This is a genomic window from Vibrio sp. T3Y01, assembly GCF_013114525.1.
GTDB classification, from domain to species: Bacteria; Pseudomonadota; Gammaproteobacteria; order Enterobacterales; family Vibrionaceae; genus Vibrio; species Vibrio chagasii_B.
Window position 1 is genome coordinate 82,252 of the sequence record NZ_VTXJ01000017.1, and the last position, 26,544, is coordinate 108,795.

The window sequence follows — 26,544 nt, forward strand, 5'->3', positions numbered from 1 at the left end:
ATGGATTATTGTAAAGAGGCGTAAAATTATGCGACTTAATCCGCTCTCCAGTGAAATGAAATAGTTGTGTAAAACTCACCCAAAAATGCGCCAGCTCTCAGTTATTTATTGGATAAAAAACTATAGTGATAACAACAAATAAATAATAAGGAGGTTCGTATGATCAAGGTTGAAGATATGATGACTCGCAACCCTCATACTTTATTGCGCTCACACTCACTGGCCGATGCTAAGCACACCATGGAAGCGCTTGATATCCGCCATATCCCAGTCGTTGATGCCGACAGAAAATTACTGGGCGTAGTCACACAACGAGACGTTCTCGCTGCCCAAGAATCTAGCCTACAAAACATTCCGCCAGCTCAATCTTTTACCCTATCTACTCCTCTCAACGACATCATGCACAAAAACGTTATGTCAGTAGAGCCTCGAGCTGGGTTAAAAGAGTCTGCTATTTACATGCAAAAACACAAAGTGGGCTGCTTGCCAGTGGTCAGCCATGGCGAATTGGTTGGCATCATCACCGACAGTGACTTCGTCACCATCGCGATCAACTTGCTTGAACTACAAGAAGAAGTAGAGCCAGAAGAAGCTGAAGTGGATTGAGACAGCAATAAAAAGAGCCTCATGACATCATGAGGCTCTATTAGAATCAGATTTACTGTTTCTGTTGTTACAGAGGGATAGCATCACTACAAAGGTTAGTTTGTCGAGTTCTGAATTGATGCTTAATAACTAACTGAATATCATCAATCGCTTCCGTCTCAACGATATCGCCATATTCATCACCCAACTGCAGAGACAACCTCCAACCAGAAGCAGCTACACTTCTCTCTTTAAATGAATAAGTTGGGTTAAGTAACTCTCTATTGTCATGATAACCTGCCGTTAAGTTAGCGGTCATACGTTGTCTAAAACTACCTTCAGATACAACACTGTCACGGGAAATATCAGCAAAACGAGTAGAATAAGAGTTCAAACCTCCTTGAAGGCCCTCGCCATCACCTACTAATACTCCTGGAGTGCTACTACGCATGTAACTATTCCCGCCGTAAGTAAGATATGCGTTAGTTGTCGCCTCACCAGATATGTCGTAACTCAGCGCGAGATCAATAGCAACACTATCAATTTTATCAGAATATGTACCGGCAGCACTTAAGCACATAACGTCATCGTCACTACCCACAATCGGACCTTGAAAAAGGAGTGAGGACGGAAAGTTTTTCACAGTACTGAACTCTACTGTTAGCCATTCACCAGAAACTAAATCGCGAGATAATAACTTAAGCTTGGCATTAAAGGCTTCATCAGCATTCAACATTTCACCACTACCATTTGGGGCTGGGTAAAGGATGGTTCTCCCGTTATAGTTATCAATGTAACCAAAAATATCCCTCTTGAGAGAGATAATATCCACGATTTGATGACCATTCGGTGTATACCATCCGCCATAAAAACTTTCCAAAGCATTGAGGTATTCGATAGATTGCTGGATGTTTGAGACTTTGAATACATCGTCTTTATCTAGCTCTGCATTACGGTCATTGAACGACATTTGTCTACTATGCTCGAAAGCTTGTACAGCATAAAACAGCCACTCTTGAAGTTTAGAAAGCTCTAACTCTGCTTGATGCGTTTCAACAGTTAAGGTACTGAAAGATAGTGGATTAGCGTAAGAGCGCTCTGATTCCAGATACTCATTTTGGTCTGTTTCCGCGACCAAACGCAAAGCTTCAGCATTTAGAACAAGCAACCTACTAGCATCATCACTTAGATTAGAAAGTGACTTAGCCATATCAGCTCTAGCCGTTGCCAACTCTAACGTTAGTTGTTGAATTCGCCCCTTAGCAAAAACATCTGATGTCTCTACCTGTAAACCTTCTATTCTTGCACGCTCAAGCAAAGCCAACTTCTGTGTATATAAGTCAGCATCAAGAGAACTTTCCTTCAATGCACCTTGTAAGTCTTCAATAGCAGTAAATGTCGCTGATAAATCGGTAGAGCCGGTATCATTCAAAAAACGATCTAGTATATCAAGAGAGTGTTGTACTTCTTCAGACAACAACAATGTGTTCATGTCGAAAGTCGAAGCTCGACTTTCATCAATTACGCTTTTTAGCTTAAATTCATTAAGACCTAATTTAATCGTAATCTTATCGATCAAATTGCTAGTTTGTTGCACCTGCTCAAGACGTGCCACTTCTAGCGATATATTGTTTAATACCTCACTATGAACTCTATAAGCTCGTTCAACTTCGCTCTTTGCAGCTTGGATGCTTTTCAACTGATAGCCGATTAAGCTGCCTCTACGTTGACTCTTAGTCTGCTCTTTACAGGAATTAACAATCAATGAGGAAGGACAACCTAGAAGAGTTGATAATCTCTCTTTTGAGCGTTGATTTTCTTGTTCAAAATTTCGTGTAAATACGTCCAATTGATAATGGTAATCTAGGCGTTTTTTTTGAGCCAAATTCAGTGAATTCTCAAGAGAAAGCGTCATTTCATCTAATACGTTCCCTATAGCCTCAGTTGAACTGCTCCCAATACTCTCTTCAGAGTCATAATCTGGCATCAACAAAACGAAATCATCAGGCAGCCCTAAATAGTTAGCTCCACCTTCGAGCCAGTTGGCTACAGATTTCAATTCAACAACGTTACCTTTAAATTTATCTAGCTCAGACGACAACATTATATGGGTATAGGAATCATCGCCTAACAAACGACGTAACTGCTTCTCTTTTGAAATAACTCGCTCAAGCAGTGAACTAGCCTCATATGCAAGCTTAGATTTTTGCTCTGCAGAACTCGTCGACACTGCCTTTAATTTACTGAGCTGTAATTGCTGAGCCAATAACTCATTCATTAATTGATAAGCTAATAAAGCATCTTTATAACCTGTAATTAAACGGTCTTCTTGATATACAGGTAATGACTGCCCTTTGTCATTTAGGTATCGAGCACTTTTGACATCACGAAATGGCTGCGCACTAACAAATGATTGAGGGTGCTTTTCGATCAATCTCCAATAGTCATCAAAAACACTTAATAGAATATCTAAAGATTGTTGACGGTACTTTTCCACTGCCGCAGTGCTTTCTCGATCAACCCATAATGTTCTAGATTGATCAGCTGCACGATTCGCCAAAATAAAATCTGCTGTAGCACGATCATAATAAATATCAAAAAGTACCGCTCTTAAGCCCACCAAATCAGAAGTTTCGATAACGAGGTTTTCAATCGTTTTAATGGCACCAGCAGCTTGACGTTTTTCTGCACTACCCCATAAAGAGTCGAAGGGCACTCCTTCTCCGCCTTCTGATATTGCAACGATAATATCTCCTGTTTTTGGGTCGAGAGTAAACATACGCTCCAAATAACGAAAAGCTGTTAAATCTTTAGCTTCAGTATCTTTTGCATACTGAGGGTATAATTTAGATAACGTTTGTTCGATAGTCGTATGTGTTGTAGAAAATTGAGGTAAGCCCGACCAACAGCGTTCACCGTCAATAAACTCCTGATAACAACTCTGCTTTAGATTATTCTCATCAAATAAATAGTTTTCATTTTTATCATCTGAAGCATTAGCAACTCCTGATAATAGTAATAAGGGCGTAAAAACCCCTACCAAACGCTGTTTAGTATCAATCATGATTATTCTTTTAATTTTATTTTGACTATTTAGTAAATAACATAGTGGTCATTTACTTTACCTAGCTAACAATAATATTTTTTATCATTAGTCGGGTTCACTATCCACACTGAGAATACAACATCAACTTTTATAAAACCCAATTATCATTAACTTAATTTCGCTCACAGTTATCAACAAATGGAATGATAAAAAGCATAACAATTAGAAGAAAAGAGCCATTTATTATTTAATGCTTCATTAGATTCAACTAATAATAAATATATTTAACAGTATCCATAAATAAAAGAGCGGCTTTAATAGCCGCTCAAAGATATAAATTAAATACGCTGACCAATGATATCTCTTACAGTAACTCAGATACCACATCGGCTAATTGATGGAAGGTTTCACGACGTGATGAGCTTGGTCGCCACACAAGGCCTATGTCGCGGTAGGCTTGCTGACCTGGAGGATCGATCACAACGAGATTCTGGTTTTCCAATAAACCGTGATCGATAGCCATCTGCGGGATAAAGGTAGTACCTAAACCGTTTGCGACCATCTGCACCAAGGTGTGAAGACTCGTTGCTGTGAATGGGTTGATCTTCTCTTTATCAGTTAACTTACACGCTGACACTGCGTGTTCGGTTAAGCAGTGTTCATTTTCCAACAAGAATACCGATTCGTCTGGCAGGTCGTCATATTTAATAGGGACACGGATTCCATCCGCTTGATTACGACTGATCACCATTCTAAAAGGATCTTGCCCAACCACTTTGCTCTCCATGTTGTCGATATCAACAGGCAGAGCCAGAATCAATACATCTAACTCACCATGGCGCAGTGCCGCGAGTAAGTTCGTTGTCGTGTCTTCACGTAGCAGTAAGTTTAGCTGAGGAAAGCGCTGGTTGGCTTCTTGTACCAAATCGCACAAAAGAAATGGCGCAATGGTAGGAATGCACCCTACTCGCAGCTGACCTTGCATCGCATCGCCGTTACATAGGTTTCCGAGTTCAACCAAATCTTGCCCTTTCGCCAATAACTCTCGACCGTGCTTCACCACCAGCTCTCCCGCTTGAGTAAAAACAAGTGGGCTCTTCTTATCTTTTTTCTCATACAGAGGGCAACCGATCAGCTCTTCTAGGTTTTGGATACCTTTACTAAGAGTTGATTGGCTGACGAAACAGCGATCAGCGGCGTCGCTAAAGTGGCGTGTTTCGTGAAGAGTAACAAGATAGTGAAGTTGCTTAAGACTTGGCCATTTATTCATGAAATTACTTTGTAATATGAGTAGGATAAGTTACACGAAGGTCCTAAGACCTAAGAAAAGGACAAAGAATAAGCTTATCGCTTTTTTCGATGAACTTAATCTATTTAATTCGCTTTTTTCTATAGTACCGATTGTACTATAGTTTGTCGCGTAGAAACGGAGCCCAAACAAAGATGTGTTGGGCCAACTAATTTTTTAGGAGATTCCAAAATGGTACTAGTAGGTCGTCAAGCCCCTGACTTTACTGCAGCAGCTGTTCTAGGTAACGGTGAGATCGTTGATAACTTCAACTTCGCAGAATTCACTAAAGGTAAGAAAGCGGTTGTTTTCTTCTACCCACTAGACTTCACTTTCGTTTGTCCTTCAGAGCTAATCGCTTTCGACAACCGTCTAGAAGATTTCCAAGCTAAAGGCGTTGAAGTAATCGGTGTTTCTATCGATTCTCAATTCTCTCACAACGCATGGCGTAACACTGCTATCGCTGACGGCGGTATCGGTCAAGTTAAATACCCACTAGTTGCTGACGTTAAGCACGAAATCTGTAAAGCATACGATGTTGAGCACCCAGAAGCAGGCGTTGCTTTCCGTGGTTCTTTCCTAATCGACGCTGACGGTCTTGTACGTCACCAAGTAGTTAACGATCTTCCACTAGGTCGTAACATCGACGAAATGCTACGCATGGTAGACGCACTAAACTTCCACGAGAAGAACGGTGAAGTTTGTCCTGCACAATGGGAAGAAGGTAAATCAGGTATGGACGCATCTCCAAAAGGTGTTGCAGCATTCCTATCTGAGCACGCTGACGACCTAAGCAAGTAATTACATTCTTAAGCCCGACTCAACACGGGTGAATGGTTGGATGACTCTCTATAAAGAGAAATAAAGCATAAGCTACAGCGCAAAGCGCATCGCCAATCAGTTAAGAAGTAAAGTCTTATTCAAAGCCCGAAGTTAACGCTTCGGGCTTTTTGCATCTATTGCTTCAACAATGGTTTATTGCTTGCTCATCTCCACTATGAATAGGGGTAACCGCAAAGCGAAACTTTACCTCTATTTTCCTCTATCGCTACCTATTCAGAATCGTCTCAAGATTGCTATGATTTCCACAGTCTCAATTTGAACGAGTAAAATATCATGAACATCGAAATTGAAGTTTGTATCGATAACCTAGAATCTCTACACAATGCCCTAGCAGGCGGAGCTAATCGTATTGAGCTCTGCTCTTCACTGGCACTTGGTGGGTTAACCCCGAGCTTCGGAATGATGAAGCAAGCGGCAAGAATTTCGTCCGTTCCGGTCTACGCGATGATACGCCCAAGGCAGGGTGACTTCATATTCGATGATGACGATATGATCTGTATGCTTGAAGATATTGAAGCTTGTGCAAGTGCAGGATTGGATGGGGTCGTACTTGGTGTGTTAGCACCAAACGGAAGTATTGATATGCCAAAAATGCAGCAACTGGCTGAAAAAGCGCACTCGTTAAAGCTTGGGATTACCTTTCATAGAGCCATCGATCAAAGCGCTGACTTCCAAGCAGCATTAGAGCAGGTCATCACTCTTGGATGCGAAAGAATCCTGACATCAGGGCTTGCTGTTAATGCCGAGCAAGGCATCAATGTGTTGTCAGCAATGGTAAAACAAGCCAATGGCAGAATCGATATAATGGCAGGGGCTGGCGTCAACGCAACGAATGCCAAAACGATTCAAAGCACCACTCAAGTGCCTGCACTTCATCTTTCGGGAAAATCGACAAGAGCAAGCCTAATGGAAAACAACTCAAGTGCTCAAATGGGCAGTGATGATATTGATGATTATCAGATCCCCGTGACAGATGCGAGTAAGATATCCGATGTAAGAGCCTCTCTCATCGCTTAGGGTAACAGTCGCTAACACAAATCTAGAGAAGCTCGCTGACTAATCTAACTGACTGACGTATATTAGATTTAATAGTGCAGAGATTTTTCATGGATAGATATGGCCAAAGACTTATTCAGCTCTCTTGATTTAAACCTGTTACGAACATTCCTGATTGTTTATCAAGAAAAAAACACCAGAAAGGCTGCGGAGCGACTCTTTGTTTCACAGCCTGCTGTTAGTCAAGCTTTGCAGAAGCTGCGTCATCACTTTTCGGATGACTTATTTGTTAAAGTCCACGGAGGTTTGCAAGCCACAGCATTTAGCGAACAGCTAGCAAATGAAATCACACCTCATTTAGATGGTTTGAAAACGGCGATTAACTCTTCAAATACCTTTGACCCCAAAGAAATCGACTACTCAATAAAAATCGCGCTTTCCCCTGTCGTACTTTCATGTTTGTCGGGGGCTCTTTACAAAATCATCAAGCAACAGGCACCTAACTGCGAGCTAGAGCTAACGAGCTGGACGACATCCTCAGCTGAAGACATACAAAAAGAAAAAATCTTTTTAGGCGTTGCTTATCAACTCTCTGATGTTTCAAAAGAAATTCATATTCAAAAGCTCATTGATATTGATGGGCAGCTATTTGTAAGAAAAGATCATCCAATAAGAAAATCAATTGTCACCCCACAAGATTTGGCAGGCTATGAGATTGCATCACTAATATCACCAGGTTGGAACGATAACTTTAGTCAAGCTTCACGAATATTAGAAACCCACTCGATTCCTCATCGCGTTGGATTCCGTTCTGAAATGGTATTAGCTCTTATAGATGTTCTGCTTAATTCTGATATGTACATGCCACATTCCACCCTCTTTCCTATCCACAACTATCCCAACCTGAGAGCCATTGATGTAGACATCGCGAGCGAACTAAAAACGGTGGGAGTGTATAGTCATATCCATATAAAGAATCGTAATAACCCTCTTCATATGTGGCTCTGCGATGTTGTTCAGCAAGCACTAAATGAACATATTAATAAGTAATGCTTATTACAATTATACAAAATACTACTTAGCCTAAAAATAAAACACTGTTTAATATTAGCCCTATTAAAACGGATACTGAACTACGAAGGATCGTGCAGTTAAGTTAACCCTAAATAGAGACTAATATGAAAATTGCACTTACTACCCTAATTTCAGCTTCACTACTTTCTGTTCCAGTTTTTGCAAACAACTTTGACAGCCAACACCGTGTTGGTCTCGGTTACAGCAAAACTCAAGTTTCCGACTGGCTAACAGACGATACTGTTGATTGGGGTAACGGTATCAAGCTTGAATATGGTTATGAATTTAACCGTATCGTAGGTATCAACGTTTCTTACGCAACTAACAGTGACGATGAAAGCGTTGAAGGTTTCAAAGCTGAAATCGATGGTTACAAGTTCCAAGTTGATGCTGACATCGGTTATAAGTTTGATTTAGATGGTTTTTCTTTAAAACCTTATGGTGTTCTAGGCCTAGCTCGTCAAAGCGAAGATAACTCTATTAGCTATTTAGATAGAAAGTGGACTGAATCATATAACGATACCAGCTTAGTTGTTGGCCTAGGTGGCCGAGCTGAATTCGGACAACACCTATACACTGATATGCGCTTTGAATTCGCGACTTACGATGACGTAGATTACGACACATTCTCATGGACTGTCGGCTACCGCTTCTAATCAATAAAAAAGCCAGCGTCTCAGCTGGCTTTTTACCATCAGTCATTTGCTGGGTTTTAACATTTCACCCAAGCTTGACTCACCTTTTTAAACGATTCGAATCAAAATTCATTGCAGCCAAGGATGGCGACATACTCTAGGTAATTTTATGAAGATTAAGTCTCCCTTACTTGCACTTACCCTGCTTTCAACTTCCGTTTCAGCCACCGGCCTTCACCTTTCACCCGAACTAAAAATCGGTGCGTATCATGGATTTGGAGTTCAGGTTGGCTTGACTGATATCGCAGATCTAGGTGCTGTTTACTTAAGCTATTCAGACATTTGGTATGAGAGTGATCGTTATGATGAAACAGTAAACTCGTATCGAATTGGTATTCAAAACATGTTTGGTTCACAGCAATTACACGGCTTTCAAGCTGAGGTGGGTGTTGCTGACTATGACGGTGAAAAGACACGTTCAGGTATTACGGAAAGGAAGACAGCGACCGGCCTAAGTTTGGGTGGTGCTTATGTGTATCAAGCAACGCCTGTACTCGCGCTTAGAGCGGGTGCTGATTTGAATCTGTTTGACCACAATAAGACTTTTGTACCTTACAACACCACTATCAACTTAAACTTAGGCGCGATTCTGAGCTTCTAGCTAGGTTCTTTATTTTAGTGCGTCATCTAGGCTTTGATCGCCAAGGTGGCGTACATCTTTGCCTTTCACAAAGTAGATAATGTACTCACAGATATTCTGACAACGATCTCCTACTCGCTCAATGGCTCTCGCAGACCACATCACTTGTAAGATGTTAGGAATATTCTTAGGGTCTTCCATCATGTAAGTCATCAACTGACGTATCACCGCTTCGTATTCAGCATCCAACTTGTCATCAAGTTTGTGTACCTCTGCTGCCGCATCCACATCCATTCGAGCAAATGCGTCTAAAACTTGGTGCAGCATGGTGATCGCTTGTCGGCATAAAGGCTCTAGCGATACATGGAATTTCTGTTCTTTTGTCGAAGGGATATCAATCGCACCTTGCGCGATCTTCGAGGCAACATCACCAATGCGCTCAAGGTCAGTAATAGTCTTAATGATCGCCATTATCAAGCGCAGATCTTTTGCCGTTGGCTGACGCTTAGCGATAATACGGGTACATGCCTCATCAATCGACACTTCCATCGCATTCACTTTATGATCATCACGAATCACTTTCTTCGCTAGTTCCAAATCATCTTTGTGGAGTGCCTGCATCGCAAAAGAGAGCTGCTGCTCCACTAATCCACCCATAGTCAGTACATGGGTACGGATAGACTCTAACTCGACATTAAATTGTCCTGAGATATGGCGACCAAATTGCATGTCAGCTCCTTAAAAAGAATTGGATAAGTCATTTATATTGGAGTGACTTAGCTCCAGTGATGAGAACGGTAACGTTAACCGTATCGACCAGTAATGTAGTCTTCCGTTTGGTTTTTCAATGGCGACGTAAATATTGAATCCGTATCTGAGTACTCGATCAATTTTCCCATATGAATAAAGGCGGTATGGTCACTCACACGCGCAGCCTGCTGCATGTTATGCGTGACGATAACGACCGTATATTGCGTCTTGAGATCGTTGATTAGCTCTTCAATCGTCAATGTTGAAATAGGATCCAATGCCGATGTCGGCTCATCCAACAACAAGACTTCAGGCTCAATCGCGACAGCGCGAGCAATCACCAAACGCTGCTGCTGACCACCAGATAAACCAAAAGCATTTTCATGTAAACGATCTTTTACTTCATCCCACAACGCCGCTGCACGCAGTGATCGTTCTACGGCATCATCAAGATCTCGGCTGTTACTTACGCCTTGCAGCCTCAGTCCGTAAACCACATTCTCATAGATCGATTTAGGAAACGGGTTTGGGCGCTGAAATACCATGCCGACACGACGACGCAGAGTCGCAACATCAACTTTAGGATGATAGACATTCTTGCCATGAAGCTTCACTTTTCCAGAAACTTTGCAGCCTTCGACAAGATCGTTCATACGGTTGATGCAGCGTAGTAAGGTTGATTTACCACAGCCCGAAGGACCGATAAATGCCGTCACTTGCCCTTTGGGTATCTTCATCGAGATATCATCGAGCGCTTGGCTTTCTTTGTAGTAAAGATTGAGCCCTTCGATCGAGATAGCAATTTGTTCTTCCTTTAGATTGTGTACGTCTAAAGGCGCTTGGTAACCCAAGGTTTCATTAATTGAGAACATCTTAATCTTGTCCTAAGGTTCGGTACTTTTCACGTAAGTTATTACGGATATTAATCGCCGTTAAATTCAGTCCCACGATTACCGTAACCAATAAAAACGAAGTCGCGTACACCAATGGGCGAGCAGCCTCTATATTCGATGTTTGAAATCCAACATCATAGATATGAAAGCCTAAATGCATGAACTTTCTGTCTAAGTGTATATACGGAAACTGACTATCAACAGGCAAGCTTGATGCGAGTTTTACAACACCCACTAGCATTAATGGAGCTACTTCACCAGCCGCTCTCGCAATCGCCAGTATCAATCCGGTAATTATCGCAGGGCTTGCCATAGGCAAAACAATACGCCACAAGGTCTCAAATTGAGTTGCGCCGAGCGCTAAAGAACCATGCCTTACCGAGCTTGGGATACGTGTTAAACCCTCTTCGGTCGTCACAATCACGACAGGAAGCGTTAACACAGCCAAAGTCAGTGCAGACCAGAGTAAGCCTGGTGTACCAAAGGTAGGAGCAGGTAATCGTTCTGCATACAACAGGGTATCGATTGAGCCACCAATGGTATAAACAAAAAAGCCTAAACCAAAAACGCCATACACGATTGAAGGTACACCGGCTAGGTTGATAACCGCAATTCGAATCAAACGGGTAAGCGCGTTGTTTTTCGCGTATTCATGTAAGTAGATCGCCGCCACCACCCCAAGAGGCATCACCACAATCGACATCAGAATAACCAGTAATACTGTACCAAAGATTGCTGGGAACACACCGCCTTCTGAGTTGGATTCTCGTGGGTTTTCTGACAAGAACTTCCACACTTGATGGCCCCAATGTCCAACCTTTTCAAGGTAAGACATATTATTTGGGTACCAGTAATCCAGAATATGACTGAGCGAGATTTCAACCTGCTCACCCGTCATATCTTCAACAAGTAAGCTCTCAACATTCAACTGTGTTCTGAGATGCTCTAGCTTAATCTCAGCTTCGTCTAACTGCCTATTCAGCTCAAGCCTAGTTGCGGTATAAGTTTTAAGGTACTCATCGCTCACAGACTCATTAAGTTCTAACTTGCGCTTTTCTAGACGTAAGTTTTCCAACTGCCAGCTGATATTACGAATCTCTTGGTTTACCACGCGTGAAGTTTCAGCACGCAGAGTGTCAGCAAACGCTAAACCGTCTTTGAGCTTTTGGTCGATATCGGTGTAAAAAGTTCCCGATGCTGTTTTAAAGCCAACCGGCTTACCAAAAAAGTAACCACCTCGGCTACGCTCTATCACCGCCCAATCTCGGGGAGTGGTAGGCTCGAGTAAATTCACATCCAGAATCGAGATAAAATCAGCAGGATAGAGTTCTCTATTCGCCACCTTGATGCTCAAACGTTGTATCAACCCTGTAGCAATGTTTTGAGGTGATAGTAGATCGTGCGCCTGCGGAACTTGCTCTATTGGAATGTATTTGCGTTCATACAACTGACCGATCAACACATCTTGTTGAGAGACGGTTTCATCAAGGTCAACAACCAGAGACATATCTTTAGAATCGACTTGCCACTGATACAAGGGCGCAGGCCAAAAGTAGGTCAGCCCTTTCCAGCCGATCAGGAGCATCAAACCAAGAACCGAAAGCATACTGATGCTAACTGCTCCACCGGTTAGCCAGATCCATGGCGAGCCAGATTTAACCCATGACAATAACGACTTGAGCCTATTCATCATGTGTTACCTGACAGTGATACATAGAACAACGATACATGCAGTTTGCTAAGCCCCAAAGCTTTGCAGGCCTAGATTCAGATTGAGGTGACGTATTAACACTATAAAGCACGATATTTATCTCTCAATCTTTGTCGAACCCACTCCGCTAGCGAGTTCACAGCGAAGGTAAAAATAAACAGCAATAGCGCAGCTAAGAACAGCAAACGGAAATGCGACCCACCCACTTCCGATTCTGGAAGTTCGACAGCAATGGTCGCGGATAGTGTCCTCATCCCTTCTAAAATATTCCAATCAAGGATTGGCGTGTTGCCTGTCGCCATCAGGACGATCATGGTTTCCCCAACGGCTCGCCCTAATCCCATCATCACCGCAGAAAAAATACCGGGGCTGGCTGTCAGTAAAACGACATAAATCAGGGTCTGCCACGCGGTAGCACCAAGAGCGAGTGAACCATCAGACAGGTGCTTCGGCACCGAGAAAATCGCATCTTCAGCAATCGTAAAAATTGTCGGGATGACAGCAAAACCCATCGCAAAACCGACCACCAGGGCATTACGCTGATCAAAATCGATCCCATAGCCAGCTAGGAAAGTGCGTATATCACCGTCAAACAACAAGGCTTCAATACTGTTGCCCGCTGCAAATACCGTAACGACCGTTGCTATCAGTACCGGAATCAAGATAAGTGCATGCCAGCCATTGGAGAAGCGACTTGTCACAACCTTAGGCAAACAGAACCAAACAAGTCCTGTAATCAAAGCGCTCAGAGGCAACATCACCATCAAAGAGAATACAGCGGTTAAATGGGTTTCTACAATTGGCGCAAACCATAGACCCGCGAGGAAGCCAATAATTACGGTAGGCAAAGCTTCCATTAACTCAATCGACGGCTTCACCACTCGTCGCATGCGTGGCGACATAAAGTAAGCGGTATAAATTGCACCTAACACCGCAACTGGCACCGCAAACATCATGGCAAACAGCGCCGCTTTGATGGTACCAAAGGTGATTGGTACTAAACTGAATTTCTCTTCAAAGTCATCATTGGCGGAAGTTGACTGCCATACATACTGCGGCTCTGGATAGCTCTCGTACCAGACTTTTTGCCATAGCGAAGAGAATGAGATCTGAGGGTATTCATTGTCGACTTTCGCCACACTGATTTTATCATCAATCAATGTCGCCAAATGTAGCTCATTAGCCGACATCGCAGCTAACTGAGGTGACTTATCAAACGCACGCTCAAACAGAGACAGCTTTTCACTGGTCGTATAATGGCTCTGTAATGTGCCGTTTTTATAGAAACTATAGAAGCCTTTTCGGTAGGTATCCGGCAAGATAAATTGAACTTCTTCAGCGAGCTGGAAATCTCGAATATGGGTTAGGCTACGCTTTTCATCTTTCAGCACATCAAACCATTGAGAGACTTGTCCATCCTGATGTGTAACCAACAACGAATAAGCACCAGATAATAAATCGATACTTTTCACACCGTGTTTGGCGTCATTCAAACTCAGGTCGATCACCTCACGGACATCAAACCCTTTATCAGCGAGTTTTAATACCACTAAGTCAGACTTTGCTCGAAGGTATAAAGTCTGCCCATCTGGTGTCATCAATAGCTGCTGTTGAGCACCAAGCTTATTCGATAACCATTGACTATTCTTTAATACATAGCCACCAGCCAAGTCGCTTTGGTACCACTTCACTAGCACTCGTTGGTCAGTTAACTGAGCGGCAACAGTAATATCGCGCCCACTTTTAGAGAATACGAACTTATCGATCAACGTGCCGTTCGCTGGTTCATCGGTTAAGAAGGGGTTAGGCAGAGCAACTTGCTCGATTTTTGGTTGAGCTTCAGCGCCCTTTTGAAGTACAGGCGCACTATACTCAGGGGAGAAGAAAGTGATGTTGCTAGCGCTGTCAGCAAAGGCAAACCAATTTTCAGCTGGGGTATTTCGAGAGAAGGCAATAGGATCTGCTAATACACTTCGCTCGAAATAAGAGTGTGTATTTTGCGAGTCTAAGTCCCAAAACTGAACCAAACCAGACTTTTCGACAGTAAAGGCGTGTTGACCGTACTCATCAACCGATAGTGCGATAGGCTTATCTACCACTACAGTTTTAACCGCTTGATCAGTCTCTAAACCAGTATCGGAAAATACCGGTAAAATGACCATTGCTAGATAAACAAAGATCAAAACCAAGGCAGCTAAAACACTGACACCACCACATGTCACCGAAAAACGGACGAGACGATCTTTCAACCATCTTTTTTTGTCGCGCTCTTTCAATGAAAATTGGGCTGAAGCCATCTGTTTATCTACCTTTTTTTAGCTGCTGACATAATATGTATCTTAGATGACAATTATATTACAAGCTACGTTAAACAACTGAAACTAATAACAAGTTTGTTCACCCTTTTTATTATCCAAAGATCATTACTTTTGTGAGCGCTAACGTTATAAATTAAACTAGTCACCCCAATAGTCAGCATTCAAGGATCAACAATACGATGGAAAAAGACTATGTCGCAAAAGAACTTAGCTGGTTATCGTTCAATGAAAGAGTGCTTCAAGAGGCGGCTGACAAGTCTGTCCCTTTGATTGAAAGAGTTCGTTTTCTAGGGATCTACTCAAAAAACCTCGATGAGTTCTACAAAGTCCGATTTTCCGACGTAAAACGCAAGATCTTATTGCGAGATCCTAAATCAAACTCTGACACCTCAAAAACCTTGCTAACTCAGATGCAACAGAAGGCGAATGAGCTAGATGTTTGTTTTCATTCACTTTACAAAGAGTTGTTGCTCGAATTAGCACGTAATCGTATTTTTTTGGTTAATGAACAGCAAATTAATACCGAGCAGAGTGATTGGCTTAAAAAATACTTTAGGAAGAAAATACTCCCGCATCTCACGCCTTTGCTACTCAACGAAGATAGCCAACTGCTCAATATCCTCAAAGACGAACAAAGTTATTTAGCTATCGATATTGAGCACAATGGGTCATCTCAATACGCTCTGTTAGAGATTCCATCAGACGCTTTACCTCGATTTGTAAAACTGCCGAGTCCGTCAGACTCACAACGTACTACCCTGATCTTATTAGATAATATAGTTCGCTTCTGCCTAGGCGACTTACTTAAAGGCTTCTTCGAATACGATTCGCTGCGTTGCTTCGCCATCAAAATGACACGTGATGCAGACTATGACCTGCAAGAAGACAGTAACTGCAGCCTTCTGGAATCAATGTCGATTGGTATTGAGCAACGTTTAACGGCGCTACCGATACGCTTGATCTATGAATCCGAGATGCCACAAGAGATGCTGAATTTCTTACGAACCAAGCTCAAGCTATCAGATTATGACAGCGTGCTCTCTGGCGGTCGTTATCAAAACTTTAAGCACTTCTGTGATTTCCCAACCCTCAATCGAGATGATCTCGTTAACGCGCCTCTCTCACCGATTAAGTGTGCGTCGTTTGCTCATTACAGTAACTATTTTGAAGCGATCAAAGCTCGCGATATCTTGCTGCACTACCCCTACCATACTTTCGATCACATTACCGAACTAGTCAGGCAGGCTTCGTTTGATCCCAAGGTAACGGTCATCAAAATCAATGTTTACCGTGTTGCTGAAGGTTCTAAGTTACTCAATTCGATCATTGATGCGGCCCACAATGGCAAGAAAGTCACCGTGGTGGTTGAGCTTCAAGCCCGCTTTGACGAGCAAGCCAACATTCAGTGGGCAAAGAGACTCCAAGAAGCAGGAGTGAAGGTGATTTATGGCATCCCTAGTCTAAAAATCCATTCAAAATTGCTACTCATCAAGCGCAAGAACGGCAAGGCTATGGAGAGTTACGTTCATATCGGTACAGGTAATTTTCATGAAATCACCGCTCGTGTCTATACCGATTTATCGTTACTTACCGCAAACCCAGAGCTCACGCATGAAGTTCGCCAAGTCTTCAAATACATCGAAAACCCGTATCAAAAAACGCAGTTCAAACAGCTGATAGTCTCACCTAAAAATACCAGAAAGCGTCTGTATCAGCTGATCGATAAAGAGATCCAGAATGCCTCAGAGGGTAAGCCTGCGAGCATAACTTTAAAAATCAATAACTTGGTGGATCGCGAAATCATTAAAAAGCTCTACCTAGCGAGCCAAGCCAACGTAAAAGTAAGAATGATCATTCGTGGTATGTGCTCACTGGTTCCGGGAATACCAAACGTCAGTGACAATATTGAGATCATCAGTGTGGTCGATCGTTTTCTTGAGCACCCAAGAGTGATGATCTTTCACAATGCCGGAAAGCCCAAGGTTTACATCTCTTCTGCCGATTGGATGACTCGAAACTTTGACCATAGAATTGAAGTAGCAACGCCAATTTTGGATTCTAAGATCAAGCAAACTATCATTGATATCACCGAGTTTCATTTTGATGACAAACATAAGGCGCGGATGATCGATCATACGATGACCAATCAGTACAAGCCTTCAACCACAACTCAACTTACGCATTCCACGTCACAACTCGCTACTTACCACTATATTAAACATATAGAGAAGCAAGCTCGTAAAAAGCACAAGCAAGAGAAGAAATCATGCCGCTAAGTGACGACAAACAATCCAGATGCATTGCAGCTATCGATTTAGGTTCGAACAGCTTTCATATGGTGGTTGCTCAAGTGTTTGGCAAACACCTACAACTCGTCAGCCGACATAAACAGAAAGTACGGTTGGGTGATGGGTTGGGTGAACACCACCAACTATCAGATCAAGCGATTCATCGCGGGCTAGAGTGTCTAAAAGTATTCGCTGAACGACTCACTGATTTTGAGATAGACGATGTCAGAGTCGTAGCTACCCATACCCTACGAAAAGCAAAGAACTCAAACACCTTTATCGAACAAGCCAAACTCATTTTTCCTTTTCCCATCGAGATCATTTCAGGGCAAGAGGAAGCACGATTGATTTACAACGGGGTTGAACACACTCAAACCGCTTCCAAATCAAAGCTCGTTATCGATATTGGTGGAGGAAGCACTGAAATAGTGACCGGACAGGGCTTCACACCCGACGTCATGCATAGCTTGCCGATGGGGTGCGTCAGTTTTACTCAGCGGTTCTTTAGTGATAACCAGTTAACTTCACAGCATTTTGCTACTGCTTATACCGCTGCGATTCAACTATTAACACCAGTCATTAAGAATTACCAATCCACCTCTTGGGAAATCGCTTTTGGCTCATCTGGCACAGCAAAATCCATAAAAGAGGTACTCAAAGGGTTGGGCTTTATCGATGAGTACATCACTCCACAACGGCTTACTTATCTAAAAAACCATCTAAAGGAGTTTTCATCTGTAGAAAGCATCAAACTGTTGGGTTTAAGCGATGAACGAAAGCCCGTTTTTGCTGCAGGTGTCACGATTCTTTCCGCTGTCATGGATAGCTTAAATATAGATGAGTTGTATGTGTCTGACGGAGCATTGAGGGAAGGCGTTCTGTATGACATGGAAGATAAGTTCAAGAGCCTTGATATAAGGTCTCGTACCGCAGAAACATTGCTCTCTCGCTATCATGTTGACTTAACGCACGCCGAAAAAGTCAAAGAGACAGCTCACACCCTATTACTGCAAGCTAAACCACAACTCAAAGGCACTATAGACGCTGAGTTGTTTGACCTACTTGGTTGGTCTGCACTGCTGCATGAAGTAGGCCAAAGCGTGGCATTTCAAGGGTATCATCGCCATTCAGCCTATCTGATTAAACACACCACCATGCCCGGTTTTAATACCGAGCAACAGCGTCTGATTTCCCTTATCGTTCGATATCAAAGAAAAGCGATCAAGCTGCAAGACTTGCCAACATTCTCACTGTTTTCGTTGCAGCAAGTGACGCTGACGATCCGAATACTTAGGCTGGCAATTTTACTCAATCGACAACGCAGCCAAGCGCCAGTACCCAATATAAAACTAACCATAAAAATGGATGACCATTGGAGTTTGATTGGCGAAAACAATGACTGGTTAGATACAAACCAACTACTCGATTACGAGTTAAAAGAAGAACAGCAGCGCTGGAAAAGTGCCGGTTGGTGTTTAGATTTGAAATGAGGGAAATAGCCTACCGAAAGTAGGCTATCTGTATATTGAGTTCGAGCTATAACCCAACTTTTGCGAGTTCTTGCTCTGCAAATTCAGACGGTATCGCTAGATAGCCATCTTTTTCCACAAGCTCTTGTCCCTGCTTTGAGAATACAAAGGTAAGGAACTCTCTCTCAACCGGAGAAAGTGGTTTATCCGGGTGCTTATTTACATATACATAGAGAAAACGAGATAGAGGGTAATCACCACTCAAGATATTCTCACGCGTAGGCTCAACATAATTAGAGCCGTGCTCTGCAATAGGAATCAGCTTAACACCTGCTACGCGGTAGCCAATGCCCGAGTAGCCAATCCCACTGATGGATGAAGCGACCGACTGAACGACTGAAGCCGAACCAGGTTGCTCATTCACACGATTTTTAAAGTCACCGCCGCACAGTGCATTCTGTTTGAAGTATCCATAAGTCCCCGATACAGAATTGCGACCGAACAATTGGAATCGATGTTTCGCCCATGGCTGATCGATTCCGAGATCTTGCCAGTTATTGAGGGGCTTCGTTGCTCCGCAGCGTAATGTCTCAGAAAAGATGCCATCAATCTGACGGAAGTTAAGCCCTTCAATAGGATTATCTCGGTGGACAAACAGCCCGATTGCATCAATAGCGACTCGCAATGCTGTTGGCTTATAGCCATGCTCTCTTTCAAAAGCTTCCACTTCACGTAGGCGCATTGGTCGGCTCATAGGACCTAGGTGTGCTGTCCCTTCCGTCAGTGCAGGAGGTGCAGTAGAAGAGCCCGATGCTTGGACTTGAGCGTTCACATTCGGATAATAGGATTTAAACTCCTCTACCCACAATGTCGTCATCCCAGCCAAGGTATCAGACCCGACCGACAACAAGCTTCCAGAGATACCTGGAACCTTGGAATAATCAGGCAATGACTCAACACTCTGCTCAGCAAAGCTTGGACACGCCAATACCATCGCTAACAGTGAACCAATCGGCAAACGCATCCTGCGTATTAAGTCACTCATGACACGGTCAACCGGTTTGGCAACGTGAAATGGAAACGACTGCCGACGCCCACTTCACTTTGAATTTCGAGGTGTGAATCGTGGTGGCTAAGCGCATGTTTTACAATCGCTAATCCAAGACCACTACCACCGGTATCACGAGAGCGGGCTTTATCTACACGATAGAAGCGCTCAGTGAGACGATGTAAGTGTTGAGGCTCAATACCATCACCAGTATCTGACACGTCTAAACACGCACCTTGGCTGGTTTGATACCAACGCACTTTGACCGTCGCACCTGCGGGTGTGTATTTAACCGCGTTATAAACCAAATTCGAAATCGCACTTCTCAATTGGTCTTCGTCGGCAAGAACTCGCAGACTCTTATCGATATCAAATTCAAGTTTATGTTCTCGCTCACCGCTAAGGCTGGCTGCTTCTTTCTCAAGAACTTCCAGCATCGCAGGAACGTTAACCACTTCATCCAACTCATGCATTGGCGCTGCTTCAATTTTCGAAAGCGTGAGCAGCTGATTAACCAAACTGTTCATACGATTCAATTGCTCAGTCATTACGCCATGCGCCTTGGTCCACATTGGGCCAACGATCATGTCTGGGTCTTCGGTCATTTCAAGATAACCTTGAAGGACGGTCATTGGTGTACGCAACTCATGGGAGACGTTAGCGAAGAAGTTACGGCGCATGCCCTCTAGCTGCTTAAGCTGGGTGACATCACGCACCACCATCAGGTGTTCACCCTCGGTATACGGCACAATACGCAGTTCAAGCATACGCTCCACATTCAGAGGAGAAGGCATCTCTAATGGCTCAGAGAAATCTTGCTTATTAAGGTACTTAATAAAATCTGGAGTACGAATCAAATTCGAGATCGGTTGACCTGAATCATCTGGCCAACGGAAGCCCAACAAATACTGAGCTAGCTTGTTACACCAAACGATATTGCCTTCACCACGAAATACCACAACGGCATCGGGAAGCGATTCTGCACCGTTACGGAAACGGCGGATAAGGTTAGTCAGTTCTTTGCGTTTGCGACGCTGTCTCTGCTGCATACGATAAATACCGTTAAACAGAGATTCCCAGTTCCCAGAGCCTGAAGGTGGAGTTAGACGCTTCTCATCCCACAGCCATGCGGACAAACGCATTTGGTTGTGTAGGTGCCAGCCGAGCTGCAATACCGTAGCAGCCAGCAGTAACCAAGGTAGGTAACCGAATATCCATCCGACTAAAACCCATGGTGCGTAAAAAAAAGCCAGCTCCCAAGCCAGCTTTTTCCAGGTTAACTTTTCAACCATTCAGGACTCCGTAAACTGGGCAGCGAAGCCACATTAAGCCTTTGTAGAAAAACGGTAGCCAGCGCCACGAACCGTTTGGATTAGCTTATCGTGACCTGCAGACTCAAGCGCTTTACGCAGGCGTCGAATATGTACATCAACCGTTCGGTCTTCAACGTAAACATTGGTACCCCAAACGTTGTTAAGCAGCTGCTCTCGGCTGTATACACGCTCTTGGTGCGTCATAAAGAAATGCAGCATTTTGAATTCTGTTGGTCCCATATCAACTGGACCTTCACTTGCGGTCACGCGGTGTGATACTGGGTCTAATTTAAGGCCCTGTACATCAATCACATCTTCCAATGCCGTTGGTGTTACACGACGAATCACCGCTTTAAGGCGAGCAACAAGCTCTTTTGGCGAAAACGGTTTGGTAATGTAGTCGTCAGCGCCAACTTCTAAACCGCGAACCTTATCTTCTTCTTCACCACGAGCTGTTAGCATCACCACTGGGATGTTGCGAGTTAACTCTTCACGCTTCATGTGCTTGATAAAGTTTATCCCGCTACCACCAGGTAGCATCCAATCTAGTAATACTAGATCTGGGAAAGGTTCACATAGCTTGTTTACCGCTGTATCGTAATCTTCAGCCTCTACTGCTTGGTAGCCTTTTTGTTCAAGTACAAAACACAGCATCTCACGAATAGGTGCTTCATCTTCAACGACCAGAATCCTTCTCGACATAATTGAATAGCCTTTGTATTTAATCAACGCATTGCATTATCTGAGTTAATTATGACACTTTTGTGACCTTTGAAAACAAATTTTCATATAACTGTCTCAAACGTTTCACTTTATAACTTTTGATACAGAGCTAAGGACAAATCGAATTAGATCTCATATCATGAAGCACTTCTAAAAAGGTATGAGAAAAATATATGTGGTTTAAAAATTGCCTAGTCTATCGCTTCAACCGTGATATTGATTTCAACGCAGATCAGCTAGAGAAACAACTTGAAGAATTCCGTTTTACTCCTTGTGGTAGCCAAGACAAACAGAAATTTGGTTGGGTGCACGCAATGGGTAAACATGGCGATATGATGACGCACGTATCAGAGAACCGCATTCTCATCTGTGCAAAGAAAGAAGAGAAAATGCTACCAGCATCTGTGATTAAAGAGTCACTGAATGCAAAAATCGAAACACTTGAAGCTGAGTCAGGCACTCCTCTTAAAAAGAAAGAGAAAGACAGCCTCAAAGAAGACATCATCATTGATCTCCTTCCTCGCGCATTCAGCCGCAGTAACTTCACATACGCGCTGATCATGCCAAAAGAAGGTTTCATTGTGGTTGATGCAAGCAGCTACAAAAAAGCAGAAGACGTGTTAGCTCTGCTGCGTAAAACAATGGGTAGCCTACCAGTCGTGCCAGCTATTCCTGAGCAAGCGATTGAAACGACTCTAACCGAGTGGGTTAAATCAGGTGATACACCTCAAGGCATTACAATGCTTGATGAAGCTGAGCTTAAGTCGATTCAAGAAGACGGTGGTATTGTTCGAGTTAAGAAACAAGAGCTAGAAGCAGACGAGATTAAAAACCACATCGAAGCAAATAAAGTGGTAACCAAGCTGCTTATCAACTGGCAAGATCGCATTGAATTCATCCTGGCTGAAGACGGCAGTATCAAACGCCTGAAGTTCAGCGATGAACTTAAAGATGAGAACGACGATATCCCTCGTGAGGACCAAGCAGCACGCTTTGATGCAGATTTCTCATTGCTATGTGGTGAGTTCAGCGTGTTCCTTCCGAATCTATTCGAATCACTAGGTGGATTAACTCAACCGAACGCTTAATCGGTATCTCCAAAGCTCAGGTGCTCCGTGCCTGAGCTTATTTTCCCTACATTTCCCGCTGTATATTTATCCCTTCACTCTCTTCTTAATATCATTGCTATCTTTAGGGCTATCAACCAGACTCATTTTAGCGTAAAATTTGCGCCCCTTTGATATCACTTGGTGGTATCAACCTGACTTGAGATCAGATTAGAGAACGAAGCAATGACTACACAAAAACCATTTGTACCTGAACTATTATCACCGGCAGGAAGCCTTAAAAACATGCGTTACGCATTCGCCTACGGCGCTGATGCAGTTTACGCGGGCCAGCCACGTTACAGCCTTCGCGTTCGTAACAATGAGTTCAACCACGAAAACCTACAAATCGGTATCGATGAAGCTCATGCTCAAGGCAAAAAGTTATATGTTGTATGTAACATTCAGCCACACAACTCTAAACTAAAAACTTTCATTCGCGACCTTAAGCCAGTTGTTGATATGGGCCCAGACGCTCTTATCATGTCTGATCCTGGTCTTATCATGATGGTTCGTGAAGCATTCCCTGAAATGCCTATCCACCTTTCAGTTCAGGCTAACGCTGTAAACTGGGCAACGGTAAAATTCTGGGCTACACAAGGCGTTGAGCGTGTCATCCTATCTCGTGAGCTATCACTTGAAGAGATCGAAGAGATCCGCGAACACTGCCCAGAAACAGAACTAGAGATCTTTGTTCACGGTGCACTTTGCATGGCGTACTCTGGTCGTTGCCTACTTTCTGGTTACATGAACAAGCGCGATCCTAACCAAGGTACTTGCACTAACGCTTGTCGTTGGGAATACAAAACAGAAGCGGCTAAAGAAGACGAAAACGGTCAGATCGTTGAAGCAAACCCTACTGGTGTTGAGATTCAGGATGTTGAAGTTCAAGACGAACGTCCAGACAACACACTAGGTCTAGGTAAACCAACAGATGAAGTGGTTCTACTTTCAGAGTCACACAAGCCTGAAGAGAAAATGGCTGCGTTTGAAGATGAGCATGGTACTTACATCATGAACTCAAAAGACCTTCGCGCAATCCAACATGTTGAACGCCTAACAAAGATGGGGGTTCACTCTCTGAAAATCGAAGGCCGTACTAAGTCTTTCTACTACTGTGCACGTACAGCACAGGTTTACCGTAAAGCTATCGATGACGCTGTAGCGGGTAAACCATTCGATGAGAGCCTAATGGGTACACTAGAGAGCCTAGCGCACCGTGGTTACACTGAAGGCTTCCTACGTCGTCATACTCACGACACTTACCAAAACTACGAGTACGGTTACTCTATCTCTGACACTCAACAATTTGTTGGTGAATTCACAGGTAAACGCCGTGGCGATCTAGCGGAAGTAGAAGTGAAGAACAAGTTCCTAGTAGGCGATAGCTTAGAAATGATGACACCGAAAGGTAACGTTGTTTTCACACTAGAGATGATGGAAAACCGTAAGTCGGAAGCAGTTGAAGACGCAAAAGGCAACGGTCACTTTGTATTCATCCCTGTACCAGCTGATCTAGACTTAGAGTACGGCTTGTTGATGCGTAACTTGAGCGAAGGCCAAGACACACGCAACGCATCTGGTAAGTAACTTTACTTAGAAAACCGAGAAGTAAGCAATGGCTCTGTTAATCACTGACAAGTGCATAAACTGCGATATGTGTGACCCTGAATGCCCAAATGGCGCAATCACTATGGGTGACAGCATCTTCGAAATCGACCCAGATTTATGTACTGAATGTAAAGGTCACTATGAGAAGCCAACGTGTCAGTCGGTATGCCCAATAACCAAGTGCATAATCACTGATCCAAACCACATTGAAACTGAAGACGAGCTCCTAGAAAAGTTTGTTATCATTCAAGGCTTGACCTAAAAGAGAAAAGGTTCAACTTAATCAATAAGTTGAACCTTTTTCTTATCCGGATTTTTCCATGGGATAAATGTTGCAGAATAACTCTTTTTCGAACTGATATTCGAGTCGCTCTCGCCAATTTATCGACTGTGATACTGGTACTAGATAAAAGTTTTCCCGCCCAGTATCGGTCACAAATGCCATTCCATACTGCATCAATTCATAATGTACATCGTTGACAAAGCTAGGATCTAATCGCTGCCTACCTGTTAGTTGGTTGATGTCATCTCTTGAAATAGAAATACCCGCATTCTCAGTGCTGAACCTATGTCTTAACCATTCTGAAAATTCCTTTGCACAAATCATAGTCATAGTCTTATCCTTGAATTATCTATCTACGGGTATCAGACTCTGATTTCACATACTACACATAAGCCGCATCTTTCACCCCAAACACTTACTCCTGACCTAGCCCAGTCAAATTAATGCTCTCAATATCAAACGATATTCTTAATGTCGCATTTATAAACTCTAGACAAAAGTGTGACATTTCTCCAGTTTTTAGAGTCGACAAAACGAGTGGCATTACCACCTTAACAAGCCATTGATAATTCTATTACTTATTTGAAATCAAGGCTAAACACTGACTAGGCATGACTTTAATTTTCTTTTTTTCTTTTTAGTTGCTACCTTTTTAGGGGGAGGAACAGGGATTGTCTTTGGCGCCCAACTCGCGAGCTCTTCGCCACAGCCATCACCTTTAGGAGGTTTGGCTTGAGGGATACAATTGGCACTGCCTTGTGGGCACTTCAAACGAACATGAAAGTGAGAATAGTGTCCCCACCACGGCCTGATTTTGCCTAACCAGTCCCTTTCTTTAACATCAGAAACTTCCTGATCGCAAAGGGTCTGCTTAATCACTGGATGAACAAAAATCCGCACCACTTTTTCATCTTTAGCGGCATGGCGAATAACTTGGAAGTGGTCGTTAGTCCAATTAGACTGGCGAAGCTTGTAGTTAGTAAGATCGACGACACTGACTGGCTTAGGAACCGCGAGTTCATTCTCAGAAAGCTTTTTGTCCGTTAACCTCAGCCATATGTCTATATCCAACCCAGTTTGATGGCTTGAATGCCCAGATGAAAAGCGTCCACCACGAGGAAGTGAGATATCACCAATCAATAGATTCGTATTCAATTGCTCACTTGTTGTTACGCCGAGCCTTTCAACAAACTTAATAGCCTCTGTGTGACCATAGTAACGCTCCCTTTGGGGACGAATAATCTGATAGCCAACACCATTAATCGGTAAAGCCTGTGCACCGTCCAAGCAGCCGTTAGCGTAACTGCCGATCGATGAGGTCGAGTTTGTCGTCGGGCTTTTCTCTTTCTCCCAAGGGGTTGCTAAAGAAGAAAATGAATAAAATAGGACAACTAAAACAAAAGATAACCTCATAACCGCTCCATGTAAGTGATGCATATTATTTATACTAGTCGGCATTTGAGAACAGTTTACGATTATTGGCAACTTTTTGGGAGCAGAGAGAAATTTGAGATAGAAGAAGCTGAAAGGGGATTATGAAGTATTTCAACTTAAGAAAGCAAAAAGGCTCTAGTCTTTCGACTAGAGCCTTAAATATAGTAGGGGTGGGCCGACACTCCGGAGATTCGACCGGGCTGGCGCTCCAGCTCCCAACATTGCTTTGCAGAAGCAACAGACGTAAAAAAGCCCCAGCATTTCTGCTGAGGCTTCGTATATGGCAGGGGTGGAGAGATTCGAACTCCCAACACGCGGATTTGGAATCCGCTGCTCTGCCAATTGGAGCTACACCCCTATTTTCAGTTTTAAAGAGCTGAAACTCTGAATAAGTGGCGGAGTGGACGGGACTCGAACCCGCGACCCCCGGCGTGACAGGCCGGTATTCTAACCAACTGAACTACCACTCCGCAGTGGACTACTTGTCGTC

The 26,544-nt window shown here is 43.3% G+C and carries 21 protein-coding genes, 2 tRNA genes and 1 pseudogene; 11 read left to right on the forward strand and 13 right to left on the reverse strand.

Going from position 1 to position 26,544, the window contains the following annotated elements:
• Nucleotides 1-159: 159 nt before the first annotated feature.
• Complete coding sequence (locus F0232_RS17605; RefSeq protein ID WP_004740350.1) at nt 160-606, forward strand: CBS domain-containing protein; 447 nt, start codon at nt 160-162, stop codon at nt 604-606.
• Between the two features lie 67 nt (nt 607-673).
• Here the strand turns inward: F0232_RS17605 and F0232_RS17610 are convergent, their stop codons facing one another.
• Together F0232_RS17610 and F0232_RS17615 are read right to left on the reverse strand one after the other, a co-directional pair.
• Nucleotides 674-3,649: a hypothetical protein gene (locus tag F0232_RS17610; RefSeq protein ID WP_105059075.1), complete on the reverse strand. Its 2,976-nt coding sequence runs from the start codon at nt 3,647-3,649 to the stop codon at nt 674-676.
• Nucleotides 3,650-3,995: 346 nt separating this feature from the next.
• Complete coding sequence (locus F0232_RS17615) at nt 3,996-4,901, reverse strand: hydrogen peroxide-inducible genes activator (protein WP_017632986.1); 906 nt, start codon at nt 4,899-4,901, stop codon at nt 3,996-3,998.
• 210 nt (nt 4,902-5,111) lie between these two features.
• Between F0232_RS17615 and F0232_RS17620 the strand changes: the two genes are divergently transcribed.
• The 5 genes from F0232_RS17620 to F0232_RS17640 all read left to right on the forward strand — a co-directional run bounded on the left by F0232_RS17620 (nt 5,112) and on the right by F0232_RS17640 (nt 9,128).
• Nucleotides 5,112-5,720: a peroxiredoxin C gene (locus F0232_RS17620; RefSeq protein WP_004740353.1), complete on the forward strand. Its 609-nt coding sequence runs from the start codon at nt 5,112-5,114 to the stop codon at nt 5,718-5,720.
• A gap of 315 nt (nt 5,721-6,035) precedes the next feature.
• On the forward strand, nt 6,036-6,779 hold the full coding sequence (locus F0232_RS17625) for a copper homeostasis protein CutC (RefSeq protein WP_061033304.1): 744 nt from the start codon (nt 6,036-6,038) through the stop codon (nt 6,777-6,779).
• Between the two features lie 99 nt (nt 6,780-6,878).
• Nucleotides 6,879-7,808 carry a LysR family transcriptional regulator gene (locus F0232_RS17630; protein WP_105059074.1) on the forward strand — a complete coding sequence of 310 codons (930 nt, stop codon included), beginning with the start codon at nt 6,879-6,881 and terminating at the stop codon, nt 7,806-7,808.
• A gap of 128 nt (nt 7,809-7,936) precedes the next feature.
• The gene (locus F0232_RS17635) at nt 7,937-8,488 is read left to right on the forward strand and encodes a porin family protein (RefSeq protein ID WP_061033306.1); all 552 of its coding nucleotides are present in this window, start codon (nt 7,937-7,939) and stop codon (nt 8,486-8,488) included.
• Nucleotides 8,489-8,636: 148 nt separating this feature from the next.
• Nucleotides 8,637-9,128 carry a hypothetical protein gene (locus F0232_RS17640; protein WP_061033307.1) on the forward strand — a complete coding sequence of 164 codons (492 nt, stop codon included), beginning with the start codon at nt 8,637-8,639 and terminating at the stop codon, nt 9,126-9,128.
• Between the two features lie 9 nt (nt 9,129-9,137).
• Here F0232_RS17640 and phoU read toward each other — a convergent pair whose 3' ends face one another.
• The 4 genes from phoU to F0232_RS17660 all read right to left on the reverse strand — a co-directional run bounded on the left by phoU (nt 9,138) and on the right by F0232_RS17660 (nt 14,758).
• Nucleotides 9,138-9,836: a phosphate signaling complex protein PhoU gene (gene phoU, locus F0232_RS17645; RefSeq protein WP_004740358.1), complete on the reverse strand. Its 699-nt coding sequence runs from the start codon at nt 9,834-9,836 to the stop codon at nt 9,138-9,140.
• Nucleotides 9,837-9,910: 74 nt separating this feature from the next.
• Nucleotides 9,911-10,729 (reverse strand): phosphate ABC transporter ATP-binding protein PstB, encoded by an 819-nt coding sequence (gene pstB / locus F0232_RS17650; RefSeq protein WP_004740359.1) that lies wholly within the window; start codon nt 10,727-10,729, stop codon nt 9,911-9,913.
• A 1-nt stretch (nt 10,730) separates the two neighbouring features.
• A complete protein-coding gene (gene pstA / locus F0232_RS17655) occupies nt 10,731-12,440 on the reverse strand; it encodes a phosphate ABC transporter permease PstA (protein ID WP_171750950.1) in 1,710 nt (569 codons plus the stop codon).
• A gap of 101 nt (nt 12,441-12,541) precedes the next feature.
• Nucleotides 12,542-14,758 carry an ABC transporter permease subunit gene (locus F0232_RS17660; RefSeq protein ID WP_171750948.1) on the reverse strand — a complete coding sequence of 739 codons (2,217 nt, stop codon included), beginning with the start codon at nt 14,756-14,758 and terminating at the stop codon, nt 12,542-12,544.
• A gap of 200 nt (nt 14,759-14,958) precedes the next feature.
• Here F0232_RS17660 and ppk1 point away from each other — a divergent pair, with 200 nt between their 5' ends.
• Both ppk1 and ppx read left to right on the forward strand, forming a co-directional pair.
• Nucleotides 14,959-17,055: a polyphosphate kinase 1 gene (ppk1, locus tag F0232_RS17665; RefSeq protein WP_171750949.1), complete on the forward strand. Its 2,097-nt coding sequence runs from the start codon at nt 14,959-14,961 to the stop codon at nt 17,053-17,055.
• Nucleotides 17,046-18,557, forward strand: coding sequence for an exopolyphosphatase (gene ppx, locus F0232_RS17670; RefSeq protein ID WP_171731946.1), 1,512 nt, complete (start codon nt 17,046-17,048; stop codon nt 18,555-18,557). The genes ppk1 and ppx overlap by 10 nt, the downstream gene beginning before the upstream one ends.
• 46 nt (nt 18,558-18,603) lie before the next feature.
• Here ppx and F0232_RS17675 read toward each other — a convergent pair whose 3' ends face one another.
• From F0232_RS17675 to phoB, 3 genes are read right to left on the reverse strand one after another with little or no spacing between them, the layout of a single operon-like run.
• Complete coding sequence (locus tag F0232_RS17675) at nt 18,604-19,560, reverse strand: PstS family phosphate ABC transporter substrate-binding protein (protein WP_061033312.1); 957 nt, start codon at nt 19,558-19,560, stop codon at nt 18,604-18,606.
• A 17-nt stretch (nt 19,561-19,577) separates the two neighbouring features.
• Nucleotides 19,578-20,876 carry a phosphate regulon sensor histidine kinase PhoR gene (phoR, locus tag F0232_RS17680; protein ID WP_004740365.1) on the reverse strand — a complete coding sequence of 433 codons (1,299 nt, stop codon included), beginning with the start codon at nt 20,874-20,876 and terminating at the stop codon, nt 19,578-19,580.
• A 33-nt stretch (nt 20,877-20,909) separates the two neighbouring features.
• Nucleotides 20,910-21,599, reverse strand: a complete 690-nt coding sequence (gene phoB / locus F0232_RS17685) for a phosphate regulon transcriptional regulator PhoB (protein ID WP_004735064.1) — start codon at nt 21,597-21,599, stop codon at nt 20,910-20,912.
• 194 nt (nt 21,600-21,793) lie between these two features.
• Here phoB and rdgC point away from each other — a divergent pair, with 194 nt between their 5' ends.
• The 3 genes from rdgC to F0232_RS17700 all read left to right on the forward strand — a co-directional run bounded on the left by rdgC (nt 21,794) and on the right by F0232_RS17700 (nt 24,599).
• The gene (rdgC, locus tag F0232_RS17690) at nt 21,794-22,708 is read left to right on the forward strand and encodes a recombination-associated protein RdgC (protein WP_008223904.1); all 915 of its coding nucleotides are present in this window, start codon (nt 21,794-21,796) and stop codon (nt 22,706-22,708) included.
• A 204-nt stretch (nt 22,709-22,912) separates the two neighbouring features.
• Nucleotides 22,913-24,316: a tRNA 5-hydroxyuridine modification protein YegQ gene (gene yegQ, locus F0232_RS17695; RefSeq protein ID WP_061033314.1), complete on the forward strand. Its 1,404-nt coding sequence runs from the start codon at nt 22,913-22,915 to the stop codon at nt 24,314-24,316.
• A gap of 28 nt (nt 24,317-24,344) precedes the next feature.
• Nucleotides 24,345-24,599 carry a YfhL family 4Fe-4S dicluster ferredoxin gene (locus tag F0232_RS17700; RefSeq protein WP_004740368.1) on the forward strand — a complete coding sequence of 85 codons (255 nt, stop codon included), beginning with the start codon at nt 24,345-24,347 and terminating at the stop codon, nt 24,597-24,599.
• Nucleotides 24,600-24,641: 42 nt separating this feature from the next.
• On the opposite strand, the gene F0232_RS17705 is transcribed toward F0232_RS17700, so the two are convergent.
• The 4 genes and pseudogenes from F0232_RS17705 to F0232_RS17720 form a co-directional block, all read right to left on the reverse strand.
• On the reverse strand, nt 24,642-24,950 hold the full coding sequence (locus tag F0232_RS17705; protein WP_004740369.1) for a hypothetical protein: 309 nt from the start codon (nt 24,948-24,950) through the stop codon (nt 24,642-24,644).
• A gap of 244 nt (nt 24,951-25,194) precedes the next feature.
• Nucleotides 25,195-26,033, reverse strand: a pseudogene (mepA, locus tag F0232_RS17710) (penicillin-insensitive murein endopeptidase).
• 302 nt (nt 26,034-26,335) lie between these two features.
• Nucleotides 26,336-26,412, reverse strand: a tRNA-Trp gene (locus F0232_RS17715).
• Between the two features lie 35 nt (nt 26,413-26,447).
• Nucleotides 26,448-26,524: transfer RNA gene (locus F0232_RS17720), tRNA-Asp, on the reverse strand.
• Nucleotides 26,525-26,544 lie beyond the last annotated feature (20 nt).